General features: G+C 70.1%; 18 protein-coding genes and 1 tRNA gene. 13 read left to right on the top strand and 6 right to left on the bottom strand.

Annotated elements, in window-relative coordinates; all coding sequences use genetic code 11:
• Positions 1 to 846: 846 nt before the first annotated feature.
• Positions 847 to 1,512: a YdcF family protein gene (locus IPZ69_RS09610; RefSeq protein ID WP_235453604.1), complete on the bottom strand. Its 666-nt coding sequence runs from the start codon at positions 1,510 to 1,512 to the stop codon at positions 847 to 849.
• On the bottom strand, positions 1,512 to 2,303 hold the full coding sequence (locus tag IPZ69_RS09605) for a GntR family transcriptional regulator (protein WP_235453603.1): 792 nt from the start codon (positions 2,301 to 2,303) through the stop codon (positions 1,512 to 1,514). Before IPZ69_RS09605 ends, IPZ69_RS09610 begins: the two co-directional genes overlap by 1 nt.
• Before the next feature lie 163 nt (positions 2,304 to 2,466).
• Between IPZ69_RS09605 and IPZ69_RS09600 the strand changes: the two genes are divergently transcribed.
• The 10 genes from IPZ69_RS09600 to IPZ69_RS09555 are packed head-to-tail and all read left to right on the top strand — an operon-like array spanning position 2,467 to position 9,116.
• A complete protein-coding gene (locus tag IPZ69_RS09600; protein ID WP_235453602.1) occupies positions 2,467 to 2,796 on the top strand; it encodes an SCO3933 family regulatory protein in 330 nt (109 codons plus the stop codon).
• Between the two features lie 2 nt (positions 2,797 to 2,798).
• A complete protein-coding gene (locus IPZ69_RS09595; protein ID WP_235453601.1) occupies positions 2,799 to 4,139 on the top strand; it encodes an FtsK/SpoIIIE domain-containing protein in 1,341 nt (446 codons plus the stop codon).
• Between the two features lie 12 nt (positions 4,140 to 4,151).
• Complete coding sequence (locus tag IPZ69_RS09590; protein WP_235453600.1) at positions 4,152 to 4,814, top strand: DUF2637 domain-containing protein; 663 nt, start codon at positions 4,152 to 4,154, stop codon at positions 4,812 to 4,814.
• 20 nt (positions 4,815 to 4,834) lie between these two features.
• The gene (locus tag IPZ69_RS09585; RefSeq protein ID WP_235453599.1) at positions 4,835 to 5,020 is read left to right on the top strand and encodes a mobile element transfer protein; all 186 of its coding nucleotides are present in this window, start codon (positions 4,835 to 4,837) and stop codon (positions 5,018 to 5,020) included.
• Positions 5,021 to 5,036: 16 nt separating this feature from the next.
• On the top strand, positions 5,037 to 5,354 hold the full coding sequence (locus IPZ69_RS09580) for a SpdD protein (protein ID WP_235453598.1): 318 nt from the start codon (positions 5,037 to 5,039) through the stop codon (positions 5,352 to 5,354).
• A gap of 5 nt (positions 5,355 to 5,359) precedes the next feature.
• Positions 5,360 to 6,178 carry a GGDEF domain-containing protein gene (locus tag IPZ69_RS09575; protein WP_308407440.1) on the top strand — a complete coding sequence of 273 codons (819 nt, stop codon included), beginning with the start codon at positions 5,360 to 5,362 and terminating at the stop codon, positions 6,176 to 6,178.
• Positions 6,178 to 6,381: a hypothetical protein gene (locus tag IPZ69_RS09570; protein ID WP_235453597.1), complete on the top strand. Its 204-nt coding sequence runs from the start codon at positions 6,178 to 6,180 to the stop codon at positions 6,379 to 6,381. The genes IPZ69_RS09575 and IPZ69_RS09570 overlap by 1 nt, the downstream gene beginning before the upstream one ends.
• A 4-nt stretch (positions 6,382 to 6,385) precedes the next feature.
• Positions 6,386 to 7,780, top strand: a complete 1,395-nt coding sequence (gene repSA / locus IPZ69_RS09565) for a replication initiator protein RepSA (RefSeq protein ID WP_235453596.1) — start codon at positions 6,386 to 6,388, stop codon at positions 7,778 to 7,780.
• On the top strand, positions 7,777 to 7,965 hold the full coding sequence (locus IPZ69_RS09560; protein WP_235453595.1) for a helix-turn-helix domain-containing protein: 189 nt from the start codon (positions 7,777 to 7,779) through the stop codon (positions 7,963 to 7,965). The genes repSA and IPZ69_RS09560 overlap by 4 nt, the downstream gene beginning before the upstream one ends.
• Positions 7,965 to 9,116: a tyrosine-type recombinase/integrase gene (locus IPZ69_RS09555; RefSeq protein ID WP_235453594.1), complete on the top strand. Its 1,152-nt coding sequence runs from the start codon at positions 7,965 to 7,967 to the stop codon at positions 9,114 to 9,116. Before IPZ69_RS09560 ends, IPZ69_RS09555 begins: the two co-directional genes overlap by 1 nt.
• A gap of 81 nt (positions 9,117 to 9,197) precedes the next feature.
• Here IPZ69_RS09555 and IPZ69_RS09550 read toward each other — a convergent pair.
• A tRNA-Thr gene (locus IPZ69_RS09550) sits at positions 9,198 to 9,271 on the bottom strand.
• A gap of 220 nt (positions 9,272 to 9,491) precedes the next feature.
• Between IPZ69_RS09550 and IPZ69_RS09545 the strand changes: the two genes are divergently transcribed.
• The 3 genes from IPZ69_RS09545 to IPZ69_RS09535 all read left to right on the top strand — a co-directional run bounded on the left by IPZ69_RS09545 (position 9,492) and on the right by IPZ69_RS09535 (position 12,187).
• Positions 9,492 to 10,628, top strand: coding sequence for an ABC transporter ATP-binding protein (locus tag IPZ69_RS09545; RefSeq protein ID WP_235453593.1), 1,137 nt, complete (start codon positions 9,492 to 9,494; stop codon positions 10,626 to 10,628).
• A 217-nt stretch (positions 10,629 to 10,845) separates the two neighbouring features.
• Positions 10,846 to 11,313 carry a hypothetical protein gene (locus tag IPZ69_RS09540; RefSeq protein WP_235453592.1) on the top strand — a complete coding sequence of 156 codons (468 nt, stop codon included), beginning with the start codon at positions 10,846 to 10,848 and terminating at the stop codon, positions 11,311 to 11,313.
• A 142-nt stretch (positions 11,314 to 11,455) separates the two neighbouring features.
• A complete protein-coding gene (locus IPZ69_RS09535; RefSeq protein WP_235453591.1) occupies positions 11,456 to 12,187 on the top strand; it encodes a nucleotidyltransferase family protein in 732 nt (243 codons plus the stop codon).
• Between the two features lie 125 nt (positions 12,188 to 12,312).
• On the opposite strand, the gene IPZ69_RS09530 is transcribed toward IPZ69_RS09535, so the two are convergent.
• The 3 genes from IPZ69_RS09530 to cysS form a co-directional block, all read right to left on the bottom strand.
• Entirely contained in the window at positions 12,313 to 14,034 is a 1,722-nt protein-coding gene (locus IPZ69_RS09530) for a DoxX family membrane protein (protein WP_235453590.1), read from the bottom strand.
• 138 nt (positions 14,035 to 14,172) lie between these two features.
• Positions 14,173 to 15,114, bottom strand: a complete 942-nt coding sequence (gene rlmB, locus IPZ69_RS09525) for a 23S rRNA (guanosine(2251)-2'-O)-methyltransferase RlmB (RefSeq protein WP_235453589.1) — start codon at positions 15,112 to 15,114, stop codon at positions 14,173 to 14,175.
• A gap of 99 nt (positions 15,115 to 15,213) precedes the next feature.
• Positions 15,214 to 16,617, bottom strand: coding sequence for a cysteine--tRNA ligase (gene cysS, locus IPZ69_RS09520; RefSeq protein ID WP_235453588.1), 1,404 nt, complete (start codon positions 16,615 to 16,617; stop codon positions 15,214 to 15,216).
• Positions 16,618 to 16,689 lie beyond the last annotated feature (72 nt).

Below are 16,689 nucleotides of genomic sequence, written 5' to 3'. Positions count from 1 at the left end.
CGGCGAGCGGCGGCTTCTAGGCGTAGGCGGTCAACACGATGGCGAGTAGCCCAGCCACAGCCGCAGCGAAGACTCGCGGCTTCCTCCAACCCGGCCCCGAAGCCTGGCGGTCCTGCTCCCACGCGAACACCAGACAGGCGCCAAGGCCGAGTGCGCTCCGCAGCAGGAAAACGATGGCGTGCATAGGGAACCTTCCAGAAACCTTCGAACGGACGGGAAGGCTACCCCTGGCAGCCATCCTCCCGTCACCCACCACTCGCCCCAGCTCCCGTCCCGTCTGCCGTCGACCCACACACCGTGGAGCGGGCGTGGTTCAGGGCGTCAAGGTGGAGCGCCCTGCTGGACGAACGACCTTGACGCCCTGGGCCGCGACTGCTCGGCTCTGCCTGGGTCGATGGCGGACGGGATGGGAGCACACCGCGCACGCCACACTCGGCCGGCACCCGCGAACGGCGCCCCCGCCATCTCGGAGCCTGAGCGCCCCCGCCGGAGGCATGTTCTGACCGTGCCCCCTCTCTGCGGTGCTCGACTCATGGCCTTCGGGCCCTATCCACATGTGGGCGCGCGTCGGCGCAGCGCGGGCGGAGCGGGCCGAAGGCAGGAGCGGCGCCCGGCGCGGAGCCGGGAGCGCGCCCGGCGGAGCGGAGCGCAGCCGGGGCTTGATGAGGTAGAGAAACCTGTAACAGGTCGGGACCGCTGGTCGAAGATCAATTGCCATCCGCGGAGGCAGTTGCGGCCATCGCGTGCATGGATGTGCGGCGCCGCATCGAGCACGGCATCCGTGATGCGGGCCGCGTAGACGTCGTCCATCGCCGTATGCGTCTGACTGCCTGGCGCTGAGCCGTCCTAGACAGCGGGCTGGTCAGAGGGAATGAGTCGACTAGTGAAGCCCTCGCGGCACAGGCGCTCGTAGGCCTCAAGCACGTCGTCAGGCACAGGCTGACTGATCATGAATCCCCGCTCGGGGTAGATCAGCAAACGCTGAAGCGCGCCCACAAGCATGTCGATAACCAGGCGGGCATCCCCGATGGAATCAACGTATTCCTCAAGCGTCATCGGGGTGGAGGCACTGAGGAATTCCACCTCAGGCCACTCTTTGCGGGCCGTGGCGTATGCGCGCCGCTCTTCGTACGGCTTGCTGATCAACAGCACGGAGGACACATCCGCTCCGGCCTCCTCCAGCACGGCCTTGGAGAAGCGGATGTTCTCGGCGGTATTGCTGGCACGAGGTTCCACAAGCACCGCTGAGCTAGGCACGCCGAGTTCAAGAGCCCGCTCGCGGTAGTGGACGGCCTCGCCCCTCGGCATGCGTGCCCGCGTCGTGGGGCTGGTGGCTCCGGTGAACACAAGCAGGGGGACCAGGCCGCGCTTGTACAGATCCACCGCCGTGTCGGCCACACCCAAGTCGTGGCTACCCAAGCCGATCGCAACCGAGCACGGCCGCAGGGTGTGGCCCATCTGGTGGTAATCCCACAGGCGTCGCGTGTCGGCCCATGCCTGTGTCGAGATCATTACTGCCCCTTCTCGTCCTTCGCGGAGTCCGGCACCTTGAAGTCGTACTCCCACGCGAAGCGCGAAGCTGCGTGTACCCCGATGGCGAACTCAACCACTGTGCCAGAGGCCGTGTAGGTCGTCCGATGCAATTCGACGACGGGTTCGCCCGACGGCAGCTGCAGGAGCTTCACTTCATCGGGCGTGGGAGCCCTGGCAAAGAGCTCCTCCTTCATGTGGTCGATCTCGTACCCCGCGTCGTACAGCACCCGGAAGCCACCGCCGCGGCCGGCCGGTCCCGGGGTCGGGTCCACCAGTCGCGTTCCCTCGACATGCTCTGGGCGGTAGTAGCTGGTCAGGGTGTGCGTCGGCTGGTCGCCTTCCTTCACCAGCCGAGCTCGCGCGTACACCTCGGCCCCTTCACCCAGGCCATGCGCGGCTGCGACTGCTGGCGGGGCTTCCACGAGGCTGACGGTCTGGGTCTGCTCATTGCGACGGTAGCTACGCCCAGAGGCCACGCGGTCGGCGATGAACGCCACCTCGTCACCGTCTCGCCACTTGGCCTTGTCGTAGCGAGCGATCCCGAGTCTCTTGAGCGGGACTCGTTGTCGCACGACGGTGCCATGCCCTCGGGATGAGGTCACCAGCCCCTCGGCTTCGAGAGCTTTGTAGGCCTGGTGGACGGTGGACTTGGAACCCTCGCCCGCCGCAACCAGCTCTCTGATCTGCGGCAACTGCTGGCCAGGTGCGTACTCACCTCGCTTGATCTGCTCAGCCAGCTTGTCCGCCAGCTCTCGCCACTTGGGCGTCATCGCGCCACTCCTCTCGACAAGGCAAGTCAAGCACAGTCCCAGGACTGTTGACAGTCCCAGGACTGCATGCCAAAGTCTCCCTCAAGCCGCTCGCAGTCCCAGGACAGCGAGAGAAGAGGGCCTTGTTTGGGCTGCTCTCACACATCGACTCAGGGAGTGCTTCATGCCGTCCTTCAAGATCGACACGTCGACTGCTGTGGTATTCGTGGCGACCGCGCCGACGCCGAAGCTGGCCAACGCGAAGACCGGTGAGCAGGCGATGGACCGGGAGACCGGGGCGCCGCTGTCGACGGTAGGCCTGCTGGTCTCCGACGAGGGCGAGGGGAACCTCTACCAGGTCACCATCCCGGAGACCGGTTACCCGGAGGGGTTGGCCCCGGGGATGCCGGTGAAGGTGATCGGCCTGAAGGCCCGTGACTGGGAGAACGAGTTCAACGGCCAGAAGCGCCACGGCATCTCGTTCCGTGCGGCCGCGATCACCTCGGCGGCCTGACCATGAGCGATCTGTCCATGGTGCTGGAGGCCACGGGCGCCCTCGCGGGGGCTGGCGGTCTCGGCTACGCGAAGGTACGCGCGCCGCGCGTGTACTGGTCACTGGTCGGGCTGCCGGTCACCTGGGGCCGGTTCACGATCACGTACCGCTCGACGATGGACGTGTGCGGGCTGACAGTCCAGCCGTCGCGTCTGCGGGCGTTCATCACGCGGAACGTGGCCCGTCGTGACGTGCTGCCGGTCCCGCCGAAGATCCGCCGGGTGCGGGGCACCTCGACCGGGTTGCGGGTGACTCTGCGGCTACCCGCCGGACTGGAGCCAGCTGACCTGATGGCCGCCTCCGAGCGGCTGCGGCATGCCTGGGGCGTGCACTCGGTGACCGTCGCCGAGACCAAGCCGGGATACGTCGAGCTACGCATGACCGGCTACGACGTGCTGCGCCGGGTCCGGCTTCCCCGCGGGGCCCGCCCCCAGGACCTGTCCGTGCCGGTGGCGCTGAGGGAGGACGGGACCGCGTTCGTCCGCGACTATCGCAAGGTGCCCATGGCGCTGACGCTGGGCGCGAACAACTCGGGCAAGTCCGTCTATCAGCGGAACCTGATCAAGGGACTGGCGCGGCTGCCGGTGGCCCTGGTCGGGATCGACTGCAAGCGCGGTGTCGAGCAGTCGGCGTACGCGCCCCGCCTGTCAGCCCTGGCCACCACGCCGGACGACTCCGCCTCGCTGCTGGATGTGCTGGTCGGCGAGATGGAATCCCGCTTCGATCTGCTGAGTCTGCACGGCGTCTCGGACATGTGGGACCTGCCCGAGGAGATACGGCCGGTGCCGGTCGTCGTCCTGGTCGACGAGGTCGCCGAGCTCTTCCTGATCTCCTCCAAGAAGGATGAGGAACGGCGGGAGCGGATCGTCACCGCGTTGATCCGGCTGGCGCAGATGGCCCGCGCGGTCGGGATCTACCTGGAGGTGTGCGGGCAGCGCTTCGGCTCCGAGCTGGGCAAGGGCGCGACCATGCTGCGCGCCCAGCTCACCGGCCGCGTGGTCCACCGGGTCAACGACAAGCAGACCGCCGAAATGGGACTCGCCGACGTGGCCCCCGACGCGGTCACGGCCGCCAGCCTGATCCCGGCGGAACGCCCCGGAACGGCCGTCGCCGCCGACTCCTCGGGCGGCTGGGCGAAGATCCGCACCCCTCACACCTCCCGCGATGAAGCCATGGCGGCCTGCCGAGAGTTCGCCCACCTCGTCCCCGACCTGCCCGCCCTCGACCCGTACCGGCCACACGTGCCCGCCGACGCTCCCGCGCCTGGCCCGTCTCTGGTCAAGCCGCTGCCGGTCACAGACTGAGGGAGTGATCGTGTGAACCGCTCGATCCGCCCTGATGCCGTCCTCATCCAAGCCGTAATCGCCGGTGCCCTGTCCTTCGCGCACCTGCACGACCTGGCGTCGGCGGCAGGGCAATCCGGATGGAAGGCGTGGGCCTATCCGGTCTCGGTCGACTTGCTTCTGGTCGCCGCCTGGCGTCGGCTGCGCGCCGCCCGCGACCGGTCGTCCTGGACCTGGTTCGCCATCGCTCTGACGGCTTCGCTCGGGGCCAACGTCGCCACGGCCGGGCTGCTCGACCTGCACCACGTTCCTGCCTGGCTGCGCATCCTCGTCGCCGGATGGCCCGCCCTCGCCTTCCTCGGCGGAACCCTCCTCGTCCACGCTCCCGCTCCCGCCCCGATCGTCTCGGAGCCGGAGCCGGACGAAGTACCGGCGGCCCCGGAAGTCGAAGTGCACCGTACCGACGCACCCGAACCGGCGGCCCCGGCTCTGGCGGCGGAACTGACCCCGGCACCCGTCAAGCCTCCCGCCGGCACCCCGAGCGTTCCCCCGGCCCTGCTCGACCACGCCCGCTCGATCGCCGACGCACACCGCGACAGCACGGGCGAGCAGATCACCGCCGACACGCTCACCGCCCGACTGGGCCTGCCCGCCGCGACCTGCCAAGCGATTGCCGCTCAACTTCAACTGGCCTGACTCCGAAGGAGGTTCATCCCATGCGTCCGAACCGGTTCTACGACGTGATCCAGCTCGGGCCGGTCAAGGTCGGCACCTACAACAACGGCCGTGGCCAGACCAAGCACACAGCCGCCTGCACCGCTCCTGGCTGTGGCTTCTCCACCGAACACTGCGACCGTTCCGCCGCCGAGCTCGCCGCCCGTACCCACCGCTGCAACGCCTGACAGGAGGAACGATCCCGTGCTCACCCCGAAGTACCCGACCCCGGACACCGCCCCCGCGGTCCCGTCCCCGGCGCCCACCGCCAACGGCACCGCGCCGATGCCCGCTGCCTCGCAGGCCCCGGCCCCGGTCGCCCCGGCGGTCCCCAACCGGCCGACCGTCCAGCTGACCCCGGGCGCCGCGCTCGCCCTCGTCGGCGGCGGCACCGCCGTGGTCCTCGTCGTCGGCGCCGTCCTGGTCTCCATGCTCCTCGCGGTCGCCATCACCGGCGTCTCCGTGGCCCTGGTGGCCATCGTCCTCCGCCTCCTCGCCAAGGACCTCCAGAAGGGGCGGTGACCGACATGGACACGCACGTGATCGCCGCTGGCTTACCGGCCCTGGGATGGGCCCTCCACGGCGGGATGCTCCTGCGCCGCCTGGCCACCGCCCGCCGCGACCCCCTGACCGGCCTGCACACCCGCGCCGGATGGACTGCTCGCGCCGAACGCCTACTGGCCAAGCATCCCGGCGCCCTGGTGGTCCTGGTTGACCTGGACGATTTCAAGGTCATCAACGACACCCACGGCCACGCCGCTGGGGACACGGTGCTCACCGCGACCGCCCGCCGATTGAGCGACTGGTGCGGACGCCACGGCCTCGCCGCACGCCTCGGCGGAGACGAGTTCGCCGCCATCGTCACCCACCCCGGCCGCACCCCCGGCCTCCACGCCTTGCAGAACGCCTTGGACCGGCCCGTCGAGCACATCGGCGGCGTCCTGCCGGTCTCGGCCTCGGTCGGCCATGGCCACCGGGAGCAGCTGCCCGTGCCGACCCTCACCGACGCTCTGTCCGCCGCCGACTCCGCGATGTACGCGGCCAAGGGCCACGGCAGGCGCAACACACGCCAAGCGGCCCCCGGAGCGGCCTCAACCGCCAAGTCTCGTCCGCTCCGGGCGCCTGAACCCCTTCCAAATCCAACGGACCCGAAAGGGACACCCATCATGCCCCAGCGCACCTTGCGCCGGCGGATCTGCCGGGACTGCGACGGCTTCGCCATCGCGGCCATCACCACCGGCACCCGTCACCTCGACGGCACCCGCGTCACCCTCCGCGTGCCCTGCCCGGCCTGCAAGGGCACAGGCGCCGCCCACCTCGTACGCAAGCAGGAGGTGACCGCCTGATGCCGCGCAAGTGGAGCAAGGGAGTTGACCGCATCGCCTACGAGGCAATCGACGGCGAGTACGACCGCCTGAAGAAGACCGCCAAGGCACACGGGCTGCACGACAGCCAGCGCAGTGCCAAGCCGTCTCCTGGCCGCACGGCTCTTTCCGGGCCAACCAGCAGCAACGCCAACACGCCGAAGAAGCGGCGTTGGGGGCGGTGAACAAGTGACCGACACCGCCACTGAGGCGGGTCTGGGCCCGGCCACCCTCGCCGACGTGCTGAGGCTGGCCGGGTCCACCGGCTTCGACCGCATCCAAGAGCAGATCCGTCGCACGGGCGGCTGCTCCGACCCGATCCATCTGCAAGGCTCCACCGTCACCCGCGATGCCCACACCGGCCAGTTACTCCACTCGTACTCGACAGACACCGAGCCGGGCGGCCGTCTCCGTATCGCCTGCGGCAACCGCCGCGCCTCCCGCTGCCCGGCCTGCGCCTGGACCTATGCGGGCGACACCTACCACCTCATCCGCGCTGGCCTCGTCGGCGACCCGAACAAGGGCACCCCAGAGGCGATCCGCGACCACCCCCGCGTCTTCGCCACCCTCACCGCCCCCTCGTTCGGGCGGGTCCATAACCGGCCCGGCTCCCAGCCCTGCGCCTGCGGCATCCACCACCAGGAGGACGCCCCCGAACTCGGCACCCCGCTCGATCCGGCGACGTACGACTACGCAGGCGCCGTGCTGTGGAACAACCACGCCTCCGACCTGTGGCGCTACTTCACGATCTACCTGCGCCGCGACATCGCCCGCCGGGCCGGGCTGACCCAAAAAGCCGCCCACGAACAGTCACGGGTCTCCTTCGGCAAGGTCGCCGAGTACCAGAAGCGCGGGGCCGTGCACTTCCATGCCGTGATCCGCTTCGACGGACCGGACGGACCCGACAGCCCGCCCCCGGCCTGGGCCACCGTCGACCTGCTCACCGACGCGATCCACGCCGCCGCCGCCCGCGTCGCGGTCGACGTACCTCCGTCCGGCGACCAGCCAGCCCGCACCCTGCGCTGGGGCGCCCAGCTCGATGTGCAGCCCATCGGCGCCTTCGGCCACGGCGAGGACATCACCGAACAGGCCGTCGCCTCCTACGTGGCCAAGTACGCCACCAAAGCCGCCGAGACCACCGGCACCGTCGACCGCCGCATCGGCAACAAAGAGGCCCTGGTCCTGCTCGACGTACCCGACCACCCGCGACGGCTCATCGAGGCCTGCCTCGACCTGCACCCGCTCTACCCGGACCGCAAGCTCCAGAACTGGGCTCACATGCTCGGCTTCCGGGGCCACTTCTCCACCAAGTCCCGCCGCTACTCCACCACTCTCGGTGCCTTACGCCAGGTCCGCGCCGACTACCGCGCCGCCCAGCAACGCGCCGCCCTCGGCCTGCCCGACCCCGACGACGAGACCGAGGCCACCACGCTCACCCTCGCCCACTGGACCTACGCCGGCCACGGCCACACCCCAGGTGAGTCCTGGCTCGCCGCCAACATCCGCCGCGACATCCAGCAAAACCGCGAGATCGCCCGCGAAGAACTACCCGCCTGGCTCGACCTGGAAGGAGCCGTCGCATGACCACCGCTTCACCTGTGCTGCTGACCGTGGATGAGGTCAAAGTGCGACTCAAGGTCGGCCGGACCAAGGTCTACGACCTGATCCGCACACACCGCCTCGTCTCCATCAAGGTCGACGGCTGCCGACGCATCCCCGAGAGCGCCGTGAGCGACTTCATCGCTGGCCAGATCGAGGAGGCTGCCTGATGGCCAGTGACCGCAAGCGCAACCCGAACGGCGCCGGCACCATCACCAAGCGCAAGGACGGCCGCTACCAGTGCGCGGTGTACGTGCTTCAGCCGGACGGCACCCGCGCCCGAAAGTTCGCCTACGGCAAGACGTGGGCCGAGTGCGACGCGAAGCGCCGGGAACTGCTCGCCAAGGTCGACCAGGGCGTGCCCGTGCCCACCCGGTCGGCCAAGCTCGCCGAGTGGCTGCCGTATTGGCTGGAGCACTTCATCAAGCCGAACCGCAAGCGGACGACGTACAACAAGTACGCCATGCACGTGCGCCTCTATCTCGTGCCGCTGCTCGGCTCCAAGAGCCTAGAGGCGCTGGGACCTCGCCACGTGCGGACGTTCGTGGCCGAGGTGTCACGCCGCGCCTCCCCGGCCACGGCCAAAGAGGCACACCGGGTGCTGAGGACGGCCCTCACCGCGGCCTGCCGTGAGGAGCTGGTGACGAGGAACGCCGCCTCGCTCGTGGAGGCCCCGAAGGTGCCCCGTCGCGAGCTGTCCCCGTGGACGCTGGACGAAACGCTGAGGTTCTTGGAGGAGGCGCGTCGTGATCCGTTGTACGCCGCCTTCGTCCTGGCGGTCTCCATGGGCCTGCGTCGCGGCGAGATCCTGGGGCTCCGCTGGTCGGACGTGGACCTTGAACATCGGGTCTTGCGGGTCAGCAAGCAGGTGCAGCGCGTAGGCGGGGAGCTCTACGAGGACACCACCAAGAGCGGCCGGGCGCGCCCCGTGCCCCTCCCCCTGATCTGCCTTGCGGCGCTCCGGTGGCACCGGATGCGACAGACCGAGGCGGCGCGGCTCAAGGGAGTCGAGCTCTCCCCGTCCTCATACGTCTTCACCACGCGCACCGGTCGCCCGATCGACCCGCAGAACGTGAACCGGTCGTTCTTCCGCATCACCGCTGCTGCCGGCCTTCGGCGCATCCGGCTGCACGACGCTCGGCATGGCTGCGCCACGCTCCTCACCGCGGCCGGTGTCGCTCCCCGCGTCGTGATGGAGATCCTGGGGCACAGCCAGATCAGCATCACGATGGACGTCTACACGCACGTCACCTCGGATACACAGCGCGAGGCCATCAGCCATATGGACCGCCTGCTCAGGCGCCGTGTCGACCGTGAGTAACCGCCCCGGTTGATGTCACCCGTGGATGTCGAACGCCCCGGACCGATCTTCGGCCGGGGCGTTTGTGCTGTTCAGCAAGAGAGCCCCCTGTCGGATTCGAACCGACGACCTTCGCTTTACAAGAGCGGCGCTCTGACCAGCTGAGCTAAGGAGGCGTGCGGAGTCCGCGGGACGCGGGCGCGCCCGTGCAGTGTACCCAGGTCCGACGGGCCCCTTGTCGAAAATTTCCGCGAAGTTCACAGTCCCCCGGGTGCTGACAGATCGGGCGAACGCCAGGTACCGTCCTGACCCAGTTCACTCTCGTGGACTACACCAACCACCTTCCTACTCGGATCGTCCGGCACGTTCCTGCCGGTAGAAGGGGGCCCATTCACCATGGCCACTGTCACGTTCGACAAGGCGACCCGGATCTACCCGGGTTCCACCAAGCCCGCCGTCGACGGTCTCGACATCGCGATCGAGGACGGCGAGTTCCTCGTTCTGGTCGGCCCGTCGGGCTGCGGAAAGTCCACCTCGCTCCGGATGCTCGCGGGGCTCGAGGACGTCAACGCCGGCGCCATCCGCATCGGTGACCGCGACGTCACCCACCTGCCGCCCAAGGACCGGGACATCGCCATGGTGTTCCAGAACTACGCGCTCTACCCGCACATGTCGGTCGCCGACAACATGGGCTTCGCGCTCAAGATCGCCGGTGTCAACAAGGCGGAGATCCGGCAGAAGGTCGAGGAGGCCGCGAAGATCCTCGACCTCACCGAGTACCTGGACCGCAAGCCGAAGGCCCTGTCCGGCGGTCAGCGCCAGCGTGTCGCCATGGGCCGCGCCATCGTGCGTGAGCCGCAGGTCTTCCTCATGGACGAGCCGCTGTCCAACCTGGACGCCAAGCTCCGCGTGTCCACGCGTACGCAGATCGCCTCGCTGCAGCGCCGTCTCGGCATCACCACCGTCTACGTCACCCACGACCAGGTCGAGGCCATGACGATGGGCGACCGCGTGGCGGTCCTCAAGGACGGTCTGCTCCAGCAGGTCGACTCGCCGCGCAACATGTACGACCGCCCGGCCAACCTCTTCGTCGCCGGCTTCATCGGCTCCCCCGCCATGAACCTGGTCGAGGTCCCGATCACCGACGGCGGCGTGAAGTTCGGCAACAGCGTCGTCCCGGTCAACCGCGAGGCCCTCAAGGCCGCCTCCGACAAGGGTGACCGCACGGTCACGGTCGGTGTCCGGCCCGAGCACTTCGACGTGGTCGAGCACAACGGCGCCGCCGCGGCCTCCCTGTCCAAGGACACCGAGGACGCCCCGGCCGGTCTCGCCGTCTCCGTCAACGTCGTCGAGGAGCTCGGCGCCGACGGCTACGTGTACGGCACCGCCGAGGTCGGCGGCGAGCTGAAGGACCTGGTCGTCCGCGTCAACGGCCGCCAGGTGCCGGAGAAGGGCGCTCAGCTGCACGTCGTGCCCCGGCCGGGCGAGACCCACGTCTTCTCGACCTCGACGGGCGAGCGCCTCTCCGACTGACCCGAGGAGTGGAACAACCCCGGGTAATTCACCCAGGTTGACGAAGAAGGGCCCCGCGCACGCCGCGGGGCCCTTCTCGTTGCCGCCGGAAACCCCGGCAAGGGAGACCATTTCGAGCAGCGTGCGTCAACACGTCACCCATGAATTGGTCCCATCCTGTCCCTCGAAACGGTGACCAAATGTCGCCAAATGGTTACCGGACGCTACCCTCACTCGCGTGAAGCACTCCATCACCCCACAGACGCGACGCGGCCGCGGGGGACCCGCCCGCCGGATCGGCCGCACCCTCGCCCTCGTCCTGCCCGTCGTCCTGGTGCTCTCCGGGACCCTGGCGGTCACCCGAGTCAACTGGTCGGGGAGCCCCTCCAACTCGGTGCTCACCGCCACGGACGTCACCTCGGCGGACCTGCCGGCCGCCAGGCCCCGCGCCCTCTCCCGGTCCCCGCAGGACGTCCTGCGCGACCAGCTGATGGCCGAGCTGCAGGAGAAGAACCCGGGCGAGGTCCTCACCCACCTCCAGCAGGCCGTGAACGGCCGTCCGTCGCTGGCGAGGCACTGCACCTCCATCGCCCGCGCCCTCGGCCGCGCCGCGGTCCGCGCGTACGGCGCCTCGCGCGCCCAGTCGTACGCCCGGCCCGTCTGCGACACCTCCTTCGCCTCCGGCGTCCTCGCGGCGCACAGCTGAGCCAAGGCCCGCAGCCGAGCCGAGGAACGCAGCCGTCGCCGCGGGCGGCCTCCGGAAAGCGGCAGCCGTGAAGTGGGTAACGGCTGATTAAGGAACGGTTGCCGCCGGAAGCAGCCCGCGGGACGCGACGTACAGTTCGGGCATGACCGATCCGAACGCCGCGTCCCGCCCCACTCAAGCCGTCGTCCTGGCCGGTGGCCAGGGCTCACGGCTTCGTCCCTACACCGACGACCGGCCCAAGCCGATGGTCGAGATCCCCGGAACGGGAACGCCGATCATCGGCCACCAGCTGACCTGGCTCGCCGAAGAGGGCGTGACGGATGTCGTGATCTCCTGCGGTCACCTCGCCGAGGTCCTGCAGAAGTGGCTGGATTCGGCCGACCTTCCCGTCAACGTCACCACCGTCGTGGAGACGGAGCCTCTCGGCCGCGGCGGCGGTCTCAAGTACGCGGCAGCCCGCCTACCCCACCCGGACCGGCCCTGGTACGCCACCAACGGCGACATCTGGACGCGCTTCTCGCTGCGCGAGATGGCCGACTTCCACACCGAGCGCGACGCCGTCGCCACGCTGGCGCTGGCGCGGCCGCGCATTCCGTGGGGTGCCGTGAAGACGGACGGGTTCGGACACATCACGGACTTCATCGAGGCGCCGCCCTCCACCTTCGAGATCAACGCGGGCGTCTACGTCTTCTCGCCGGAGTTCGCCGATCTGCTCCCCGAGCGCGGCGACCACGAGCGCACCACGTTCCCGCACCTCGCCCGTGAGCGGCGGCTGGCCGGCTTCCCGATTCCGCAGGGGGCGTACTGGCGGGCCATCGACACGGCGAAGGACTTGACCGAGGCAGCGAAGGAGCTGGCCGCTCTGGGGCGGTGATGTTGGTTCCGTTGCGTTATCAGTTCGGGTCGGCTGTAGCTAGGTGCGCGGTTCCCCGCGCCCCTCAGGGAAGTGCAGTCGCCTGCGTGAAAGGGCCCCGCACCTCCTGGTGCGGGGCCGTTTCGCTAGCCCAGGAGGCCGCCCACCAAGCCCGGCTGGCCCGTGGAGGAGCCGCCGTTGCCGGTGCCGCCGGTGCTTGTGCCGCCGGACGAGCCGGTGCCGCCGGTCGCCGCGCCGCCTGAGGTCGGGCCCGCGCTGGTGGTGGGCGCCTGGCCGACCGGGGACGTGTGCCGCGGCGAGGCCTGGCCCGTGGTGCCCTGGGTCTGGCTGGGAACGCCGCTGGTCGCGGCGCCCGCGGAATGGGCCGCGCCCGGGGTCGTCGCGGTGCCGGACGGGCTGGCGCCCGCCGTGGCGCCCCCACTCGGCGAGCTGGACGCCGTCGGCGTCTTCTTCTGGTGCCGCTCGGCGGGCCCGTCGGTGAGCGGGGAGCCCGGGAGGTTGTTGCGCGGGGCCTCGCCGGGCCCGGGGACCACCACGCGGCTGGAGTCGCGGACGGCGCCGCCCAGCAGGGAGCCGACGAGCAGGGTGAGTCCGACGGTGACGGCCGTGATGAGGGCGCCGCGGCGCAGGACGTACTGGCGCAGCTCCCAGAGGTCGGAGCGGGGGCCGAGCCGGCGCCAGGCGCTGCCCGCGAGACGGCCGTCCACGGAGTAGACGGGGGCGCCGGCGATGATCAGCGGGGACCAGGCGGCGAGGTAGATGATGTCCGGGGCGTCGTAGGCCGGGACGGTCTTCCAGCTGACGGTGACGATGAGCGCGGCGGAGAGCAGCGCGCCGAAGACCGCGGCGACCCGCTGCCAGCAGCCGAGCACGGTCAGCACGCCGACGACGACCTGTAGGAAGGCGATGACCAGCCCGGAGCCGATCGGGTGCTGGAGGGCGAACTGACGCAGGGGCTCGGCGACTTCCCAGGGGTGCAGGGTGTTGAGCCACTTCACCATGGAGCCGCGCTCGCCGCCGTCGAAGTAGACGGGGTCGCAGAGTTTGCCCATGCCGGCGTAGATGGAGATGAAGCCGAGGAAGACGCGCAGCGGGAGCAGGACGACGCCGAGGTTCATCCGGCGGCCGGGGTAGTAGGCGTGCCGGGCCGGGTCGTCGCCCTGGCGCCGGCCGGTGAACTCGCCCTCCTCCTCGGCCTCCTGCTCGAAGTCGTCGTAGTCGTCGTAGCCGTCGTGGTTCTCGTGGTCCTCGCGGGCCTCGAACTGCGGGCCGCGGTAGGCGGGTTCGTCGTAGGCGCTGCCCACGGTCCGCATGTGGGGCAGGAGTCGGGTCTCGCCGGAGCTGGGACCGCGCGGCGGGCCGACGACCGGGGTCTGGACGGTCTGGTCGAGTTCGCCGTAGCCGCTGTAACCGCCGTAGCCGTCGTCGATGCGCGAGATGACCTGGGTGGCCCCGGCGTCGACGGACGGCTCGTCGGGGTAGCGGACGCTGCCGCCCCGCACGGCCTGGAGCAGCCGGTGGGCGCCGGTGTCGTCGGGGGCGGAGCGGCCGCTCCAGACGACGGCACGGCGGCGGCCTCCGGCGGCGCCCGCCCTGCCCGCGGTGCCGACGGCCGGGATGCGGGCGGTGTTCTCGGTGGCGCTCAAGTGCCGTGCGACCCGCGGGGATTGGTTCCGCCGTGTCGATGCGCCCAACTGCACCCGGAAGCTCGCGTGATTGACGATGACCTGCGCCGGATCGCTCGGCACCTTCACCATGCTCAGCGCGGGAGCGTCGTCGAGCCCGGAGCTGAATCCCGACGAGCGGTCCCCCGTGGGTGTGCGGGGTGTTCTGGTGTCCACACTCATCTAACCGAGTGACGCGGAGTTAGGACACTGCTTTGACCGGTCGGATGTGTCCGGACCGCGTCAAGGTTGTCCTGGACGCCAGGTTTGACCCGTACGGGTGAGACCGCGGACGCCTGTTCAGGCATCCGCGGCGATGCGTCAGGCCCGGCGGCGAGCCGCCTCGTACAGCACGATCCCCGCCGCCACACCGGCGTTGAGTGACTCGGCGCCACCGGGCATCGGGATCCGCACCCGGAAGTCGCAGGTCTCGCCGACGAGTCGGGACAGGCCCTTGCCCTCGCTGCCGACGACGATGACGACCGGGCCGCCCAGGGCCGCCAGGTCGCCGAGTTCGGCCTCGCCGTCGGCGGCGAGACCGACGACCACGATGCCGGCCTTCTTGTACGCCTCCAGGGCGCGCGTCAGGTTGGTGGCGCGGGCGACGGGCGTACGGGCCGCCGTACCGGCGGAGGTCTTCCAGGCGCCGGCGGTCATGCCGGCCGCGCGCCGCTCGGGCACGACGACGCCGTGGCCACCGAAGGCGGAGACGGAGCGGACGACGGCGCCGAGGTTGCGCGGGTCGGTCACCCCGTCGAGGGCGACGATCAGCGGGTCCTCGCCCTCGTCGTAGGCGGCGTCGGCGAGGTCCTCGGGGTGCGCGTACTCGTACGGCGGGACCTGGAGGACCAGACCCTGGTGGTTGAGCCCGTTGGTCATGCGGTCGAGCTCGGGGCGCGGGGCCTCCATGAGGTTGATGCCGCCGCGCTCGCCGGCGAGCTGCAGGGCCTCGCGGACGCGCTCGTCGTTGTCGATGAACTGCTGGACGTACAGGGTGCTCGCGGGCACGCCCTCACGCAGCGCCTCGACGACGGGGTTGCGGCCGACGACCAGCTCGGACGACGTCTTGCCGCCGCCCCTGCGCTGCTGCGGGCGGCCCTGGGCGCGGCGGACCTTCGCGTTCGCGGCACGCTGCTTGGCGTGCCCCTTGCGCATCTCGGCGGGCGGGGTCGGGCCCTTGCCCTCCAGGCCCCGGCGTCGCTGGCCGCCACTGCCGACCTGCGCGCCCTTCTTGCCGGACATGCGGCGGTTGTTCGCGGCCATGACCTACCTGTTCTCTACGGAAGCGTGCGTACGTGTATATGCAGTGTGCCGCCCGGAGGGCCGGGCGGCACAATCGATCACCGGGGACCGGCGTCGGTCTCAGCGCGCGCCGAGACTCCAGCGCGGGCCCTGCGGGCTGTCCTCGATGACGAGGCCGGACTGGTTGAGCCGGTCGCGGATGGCGTCCGCGGTGGCCCAGTCCTTGCGGGAGCGGGCCGCCTCGCGCTGGTCGAGGACCAGTCGTACGAGGCTGTCGACCGCGCTGTGCAGGTCCTCTCCGCGGTCGGCGCCGTCACCGGCCCAGTGCGGGTCGAACGGGTCGAGACCCAGGACGCCGAGCATGGCGCGCACCTCGGCGAGGCGGGCCACGGCGGCTTCCTTGTCGTCGGCGGCGAGTGCGGAGTTGCCCTGCCGGACCGCGGTGTGCACGACGGCCAGTGCCTGCGGGACACCGAGGTCGTCGTCCATCGCCTCGGCGAACGCGGGCGGCACCTCGGCGGACGGCTCGACGACGCCCCCGGCCAGTTCGACGACGCGCTGCAGGAAGCCCTCGATCCGCGCGAACGCGGAGTCGGCCTCGCGCAGGGCGTCCTCGCTGTACTCGATCATCGAGCGGTAGTGCGGGGTGCCGAGGTAGTAGCGCAGCACGATCGGCCGCCACACCTTGACCATCTCGCTGACGAGCACCGAATTGCCCAGCGACTTGGACATCTTGTCGCCGGCCATGGTCACCCAGGCGTTGTGCACCCAGTACTGGGCGAAGTCGTCGCCGTAGGCCTTGGCCTGGGCGATCTCGTTCTCGTGGTGCGGGAAGATCAGGTCGAGGCCGCCGCCGTGGATGTCGAAGGCCCTGCCCAGGTACTTGTGCGCCATGGCCGAGCACTCCAGGTGCCAGCCGGGGCGCCCGTCTCCCCACGGCGTCGGCCAGGTCGGCTCGCCGGGCTTGGCGGACTTCCACATGGCGAAGTCGCGCGGGTCCCGCTTGCCGCTCTCGCCCTCGCCGGACGGCTGGAGCAGGTTGTCGAGCTCCTGCCGGGACAGCTCCAGGTACCGCGGGAAGGAGCGCACGTCGAAGTAGACGTTGCCGTCCGCCTCGTAGGCGTGGCCGCGCTCGATCAGGCCCTGCATCATCTCGATCATCTCGGTGATGTGGCCGGTGGCGCGGGGCTCGTACGTCGGCGGCAGGCAGCCGAGTGCCGTGTAGCCGTCGTTGAAGGCGCGCTCGTTCTCGTACCCGATCGACCACCAGGGCCGGTTCTGCTCGTGGGCCTTCGCGATGATCTTGTCGTCGATGTCGGTGACGTTCCTGATGAACGTCACGTCGTAGCCCCGGTAGCTGAACCACCGGCGCATGATGTCGAAGTTGAGGCCCGAGCGGATGTGCCCGATGTGCGGCGCGGACTGCACGGTGGCACCACACAGGTAGATCGAGACACAGCCCGGCGTGACCGGGGTGAAGTCGCGGATCTGCCGGGCGTCGGTGTCGTACAGCCGAATAGTCACCACTCCAGGGTAGTGGGCGCCGGGGAGTGCCTCACGCCCCTTTTGGCCAGGGGCCACGGATTCGTGACACGT

It is taken from the genome of Streptomyces olivochromogenes (assembly GCF_021538895.1).
In the GTDB taxonomy this organism is placed as follows: Bacteria; Actinomycetota; Actinomycetes; order Streptomycetales; family Streptomycetaceae; genus Streptomyces; species Streptomyces olivochromogenes_A.
Note: the sequence above shows the minus strand (reverse complement) of the source record. Positions and strands in the feature narration are given on the sequence as shown.

Bases quoted from the DNA above. Each gene is read 5' to 3' on its own strand.
- IPZ69_RS09595 (WP_235453601.1), top strand. From the start codon at position 2,799: ATGAGCGATCTGTCCATGGTGCTGGAGGCCACGGGCGCCCTCGCGGGG.
- IPZ69_RS09545 (WP_235453593.1), top strand. From the start codon at position 9,492: ATGGCCACTGTCACGTTCGACAAGGCGACCCGGATCTACCCGGGTTCC.
- rlmB (WP_235453589.1), bottom strand. From the start codon at position 15,114: ATGGCCGCGAACAACCGCCGCATGTCCGGCAAGAAGGGCGCGCAGGTC.
- IPZ69_RS09555 (WP_235453594.1), top strand. From the start codon at position 7,965: ATGGCCAGTGACCGCAAGCGCAACCCGAACGGCGCCGGCACCATCACC.
- IPZ69_RS09585 (WP_235453599.1), top strand. From the start codon at position 4,835: ATGCGTCCGAACCGGTTCTACGACGTGATCCAGCTCGGGCCGGTCAAG.
- IPZ69_RS09570 (WP_235453597.1), top strand. From the start codon at position 6,178: ATGCCGCGCAAGTGGAGCAAGGGAGTTGACCGCATCGCCTACGAGGCA.
- IPZ69_RS09530 (WP_235453590.1), bottom strand. From the start codon at position 14,034: ATGAGTGTGGACACCAGAACACCCCGCACACCCACGGGGGACCGCTCG.
- IPZ69_RS09560 (WP_235453595.1), top strand. From the start codon at position 7,777: ATGACCACCGCTTCACCTGTGCTGCTGACCGTGGATGAGGTCAAAGTG.
- IPZ69_RS09535 (WP_235453591.1), top strand. From the start codon at position 11,456: ATGACCGATCCGAACGCCGCGTCCCGCCCCACTCAAGCCGTCGTCCTG.
- IPZ69_RS09605 (WP_235453603.1), bottom strand. From the start codon at position 2,303: ATGACGCCCAAGTGGCGAGAGCTGGCGGACAAGCTGGCTGAGCAGATC.
- IPZ69_RS09610 (WP_235453604.1), bottom strand. From the start codon at position 1,512: ATGATCTCGACACAGGCATGGGCCGACACGCGACGCCTGTGGGATTAC.
- IPZ69_RS09600 (WP_235453602.1), top strand. From the start codon at position 2,467: ATGCCGTCCTTCAAGATCGACACGTCGACTGCTGTGGTATTCGTGGCG.
- IPZ69_RS09575 (WP_308407440.1), top strand. From the start codon at position 5,360: ATGGACACGCACGTGATCGCCGCTGGCTTACCGGCCCTGGGATGGGCC.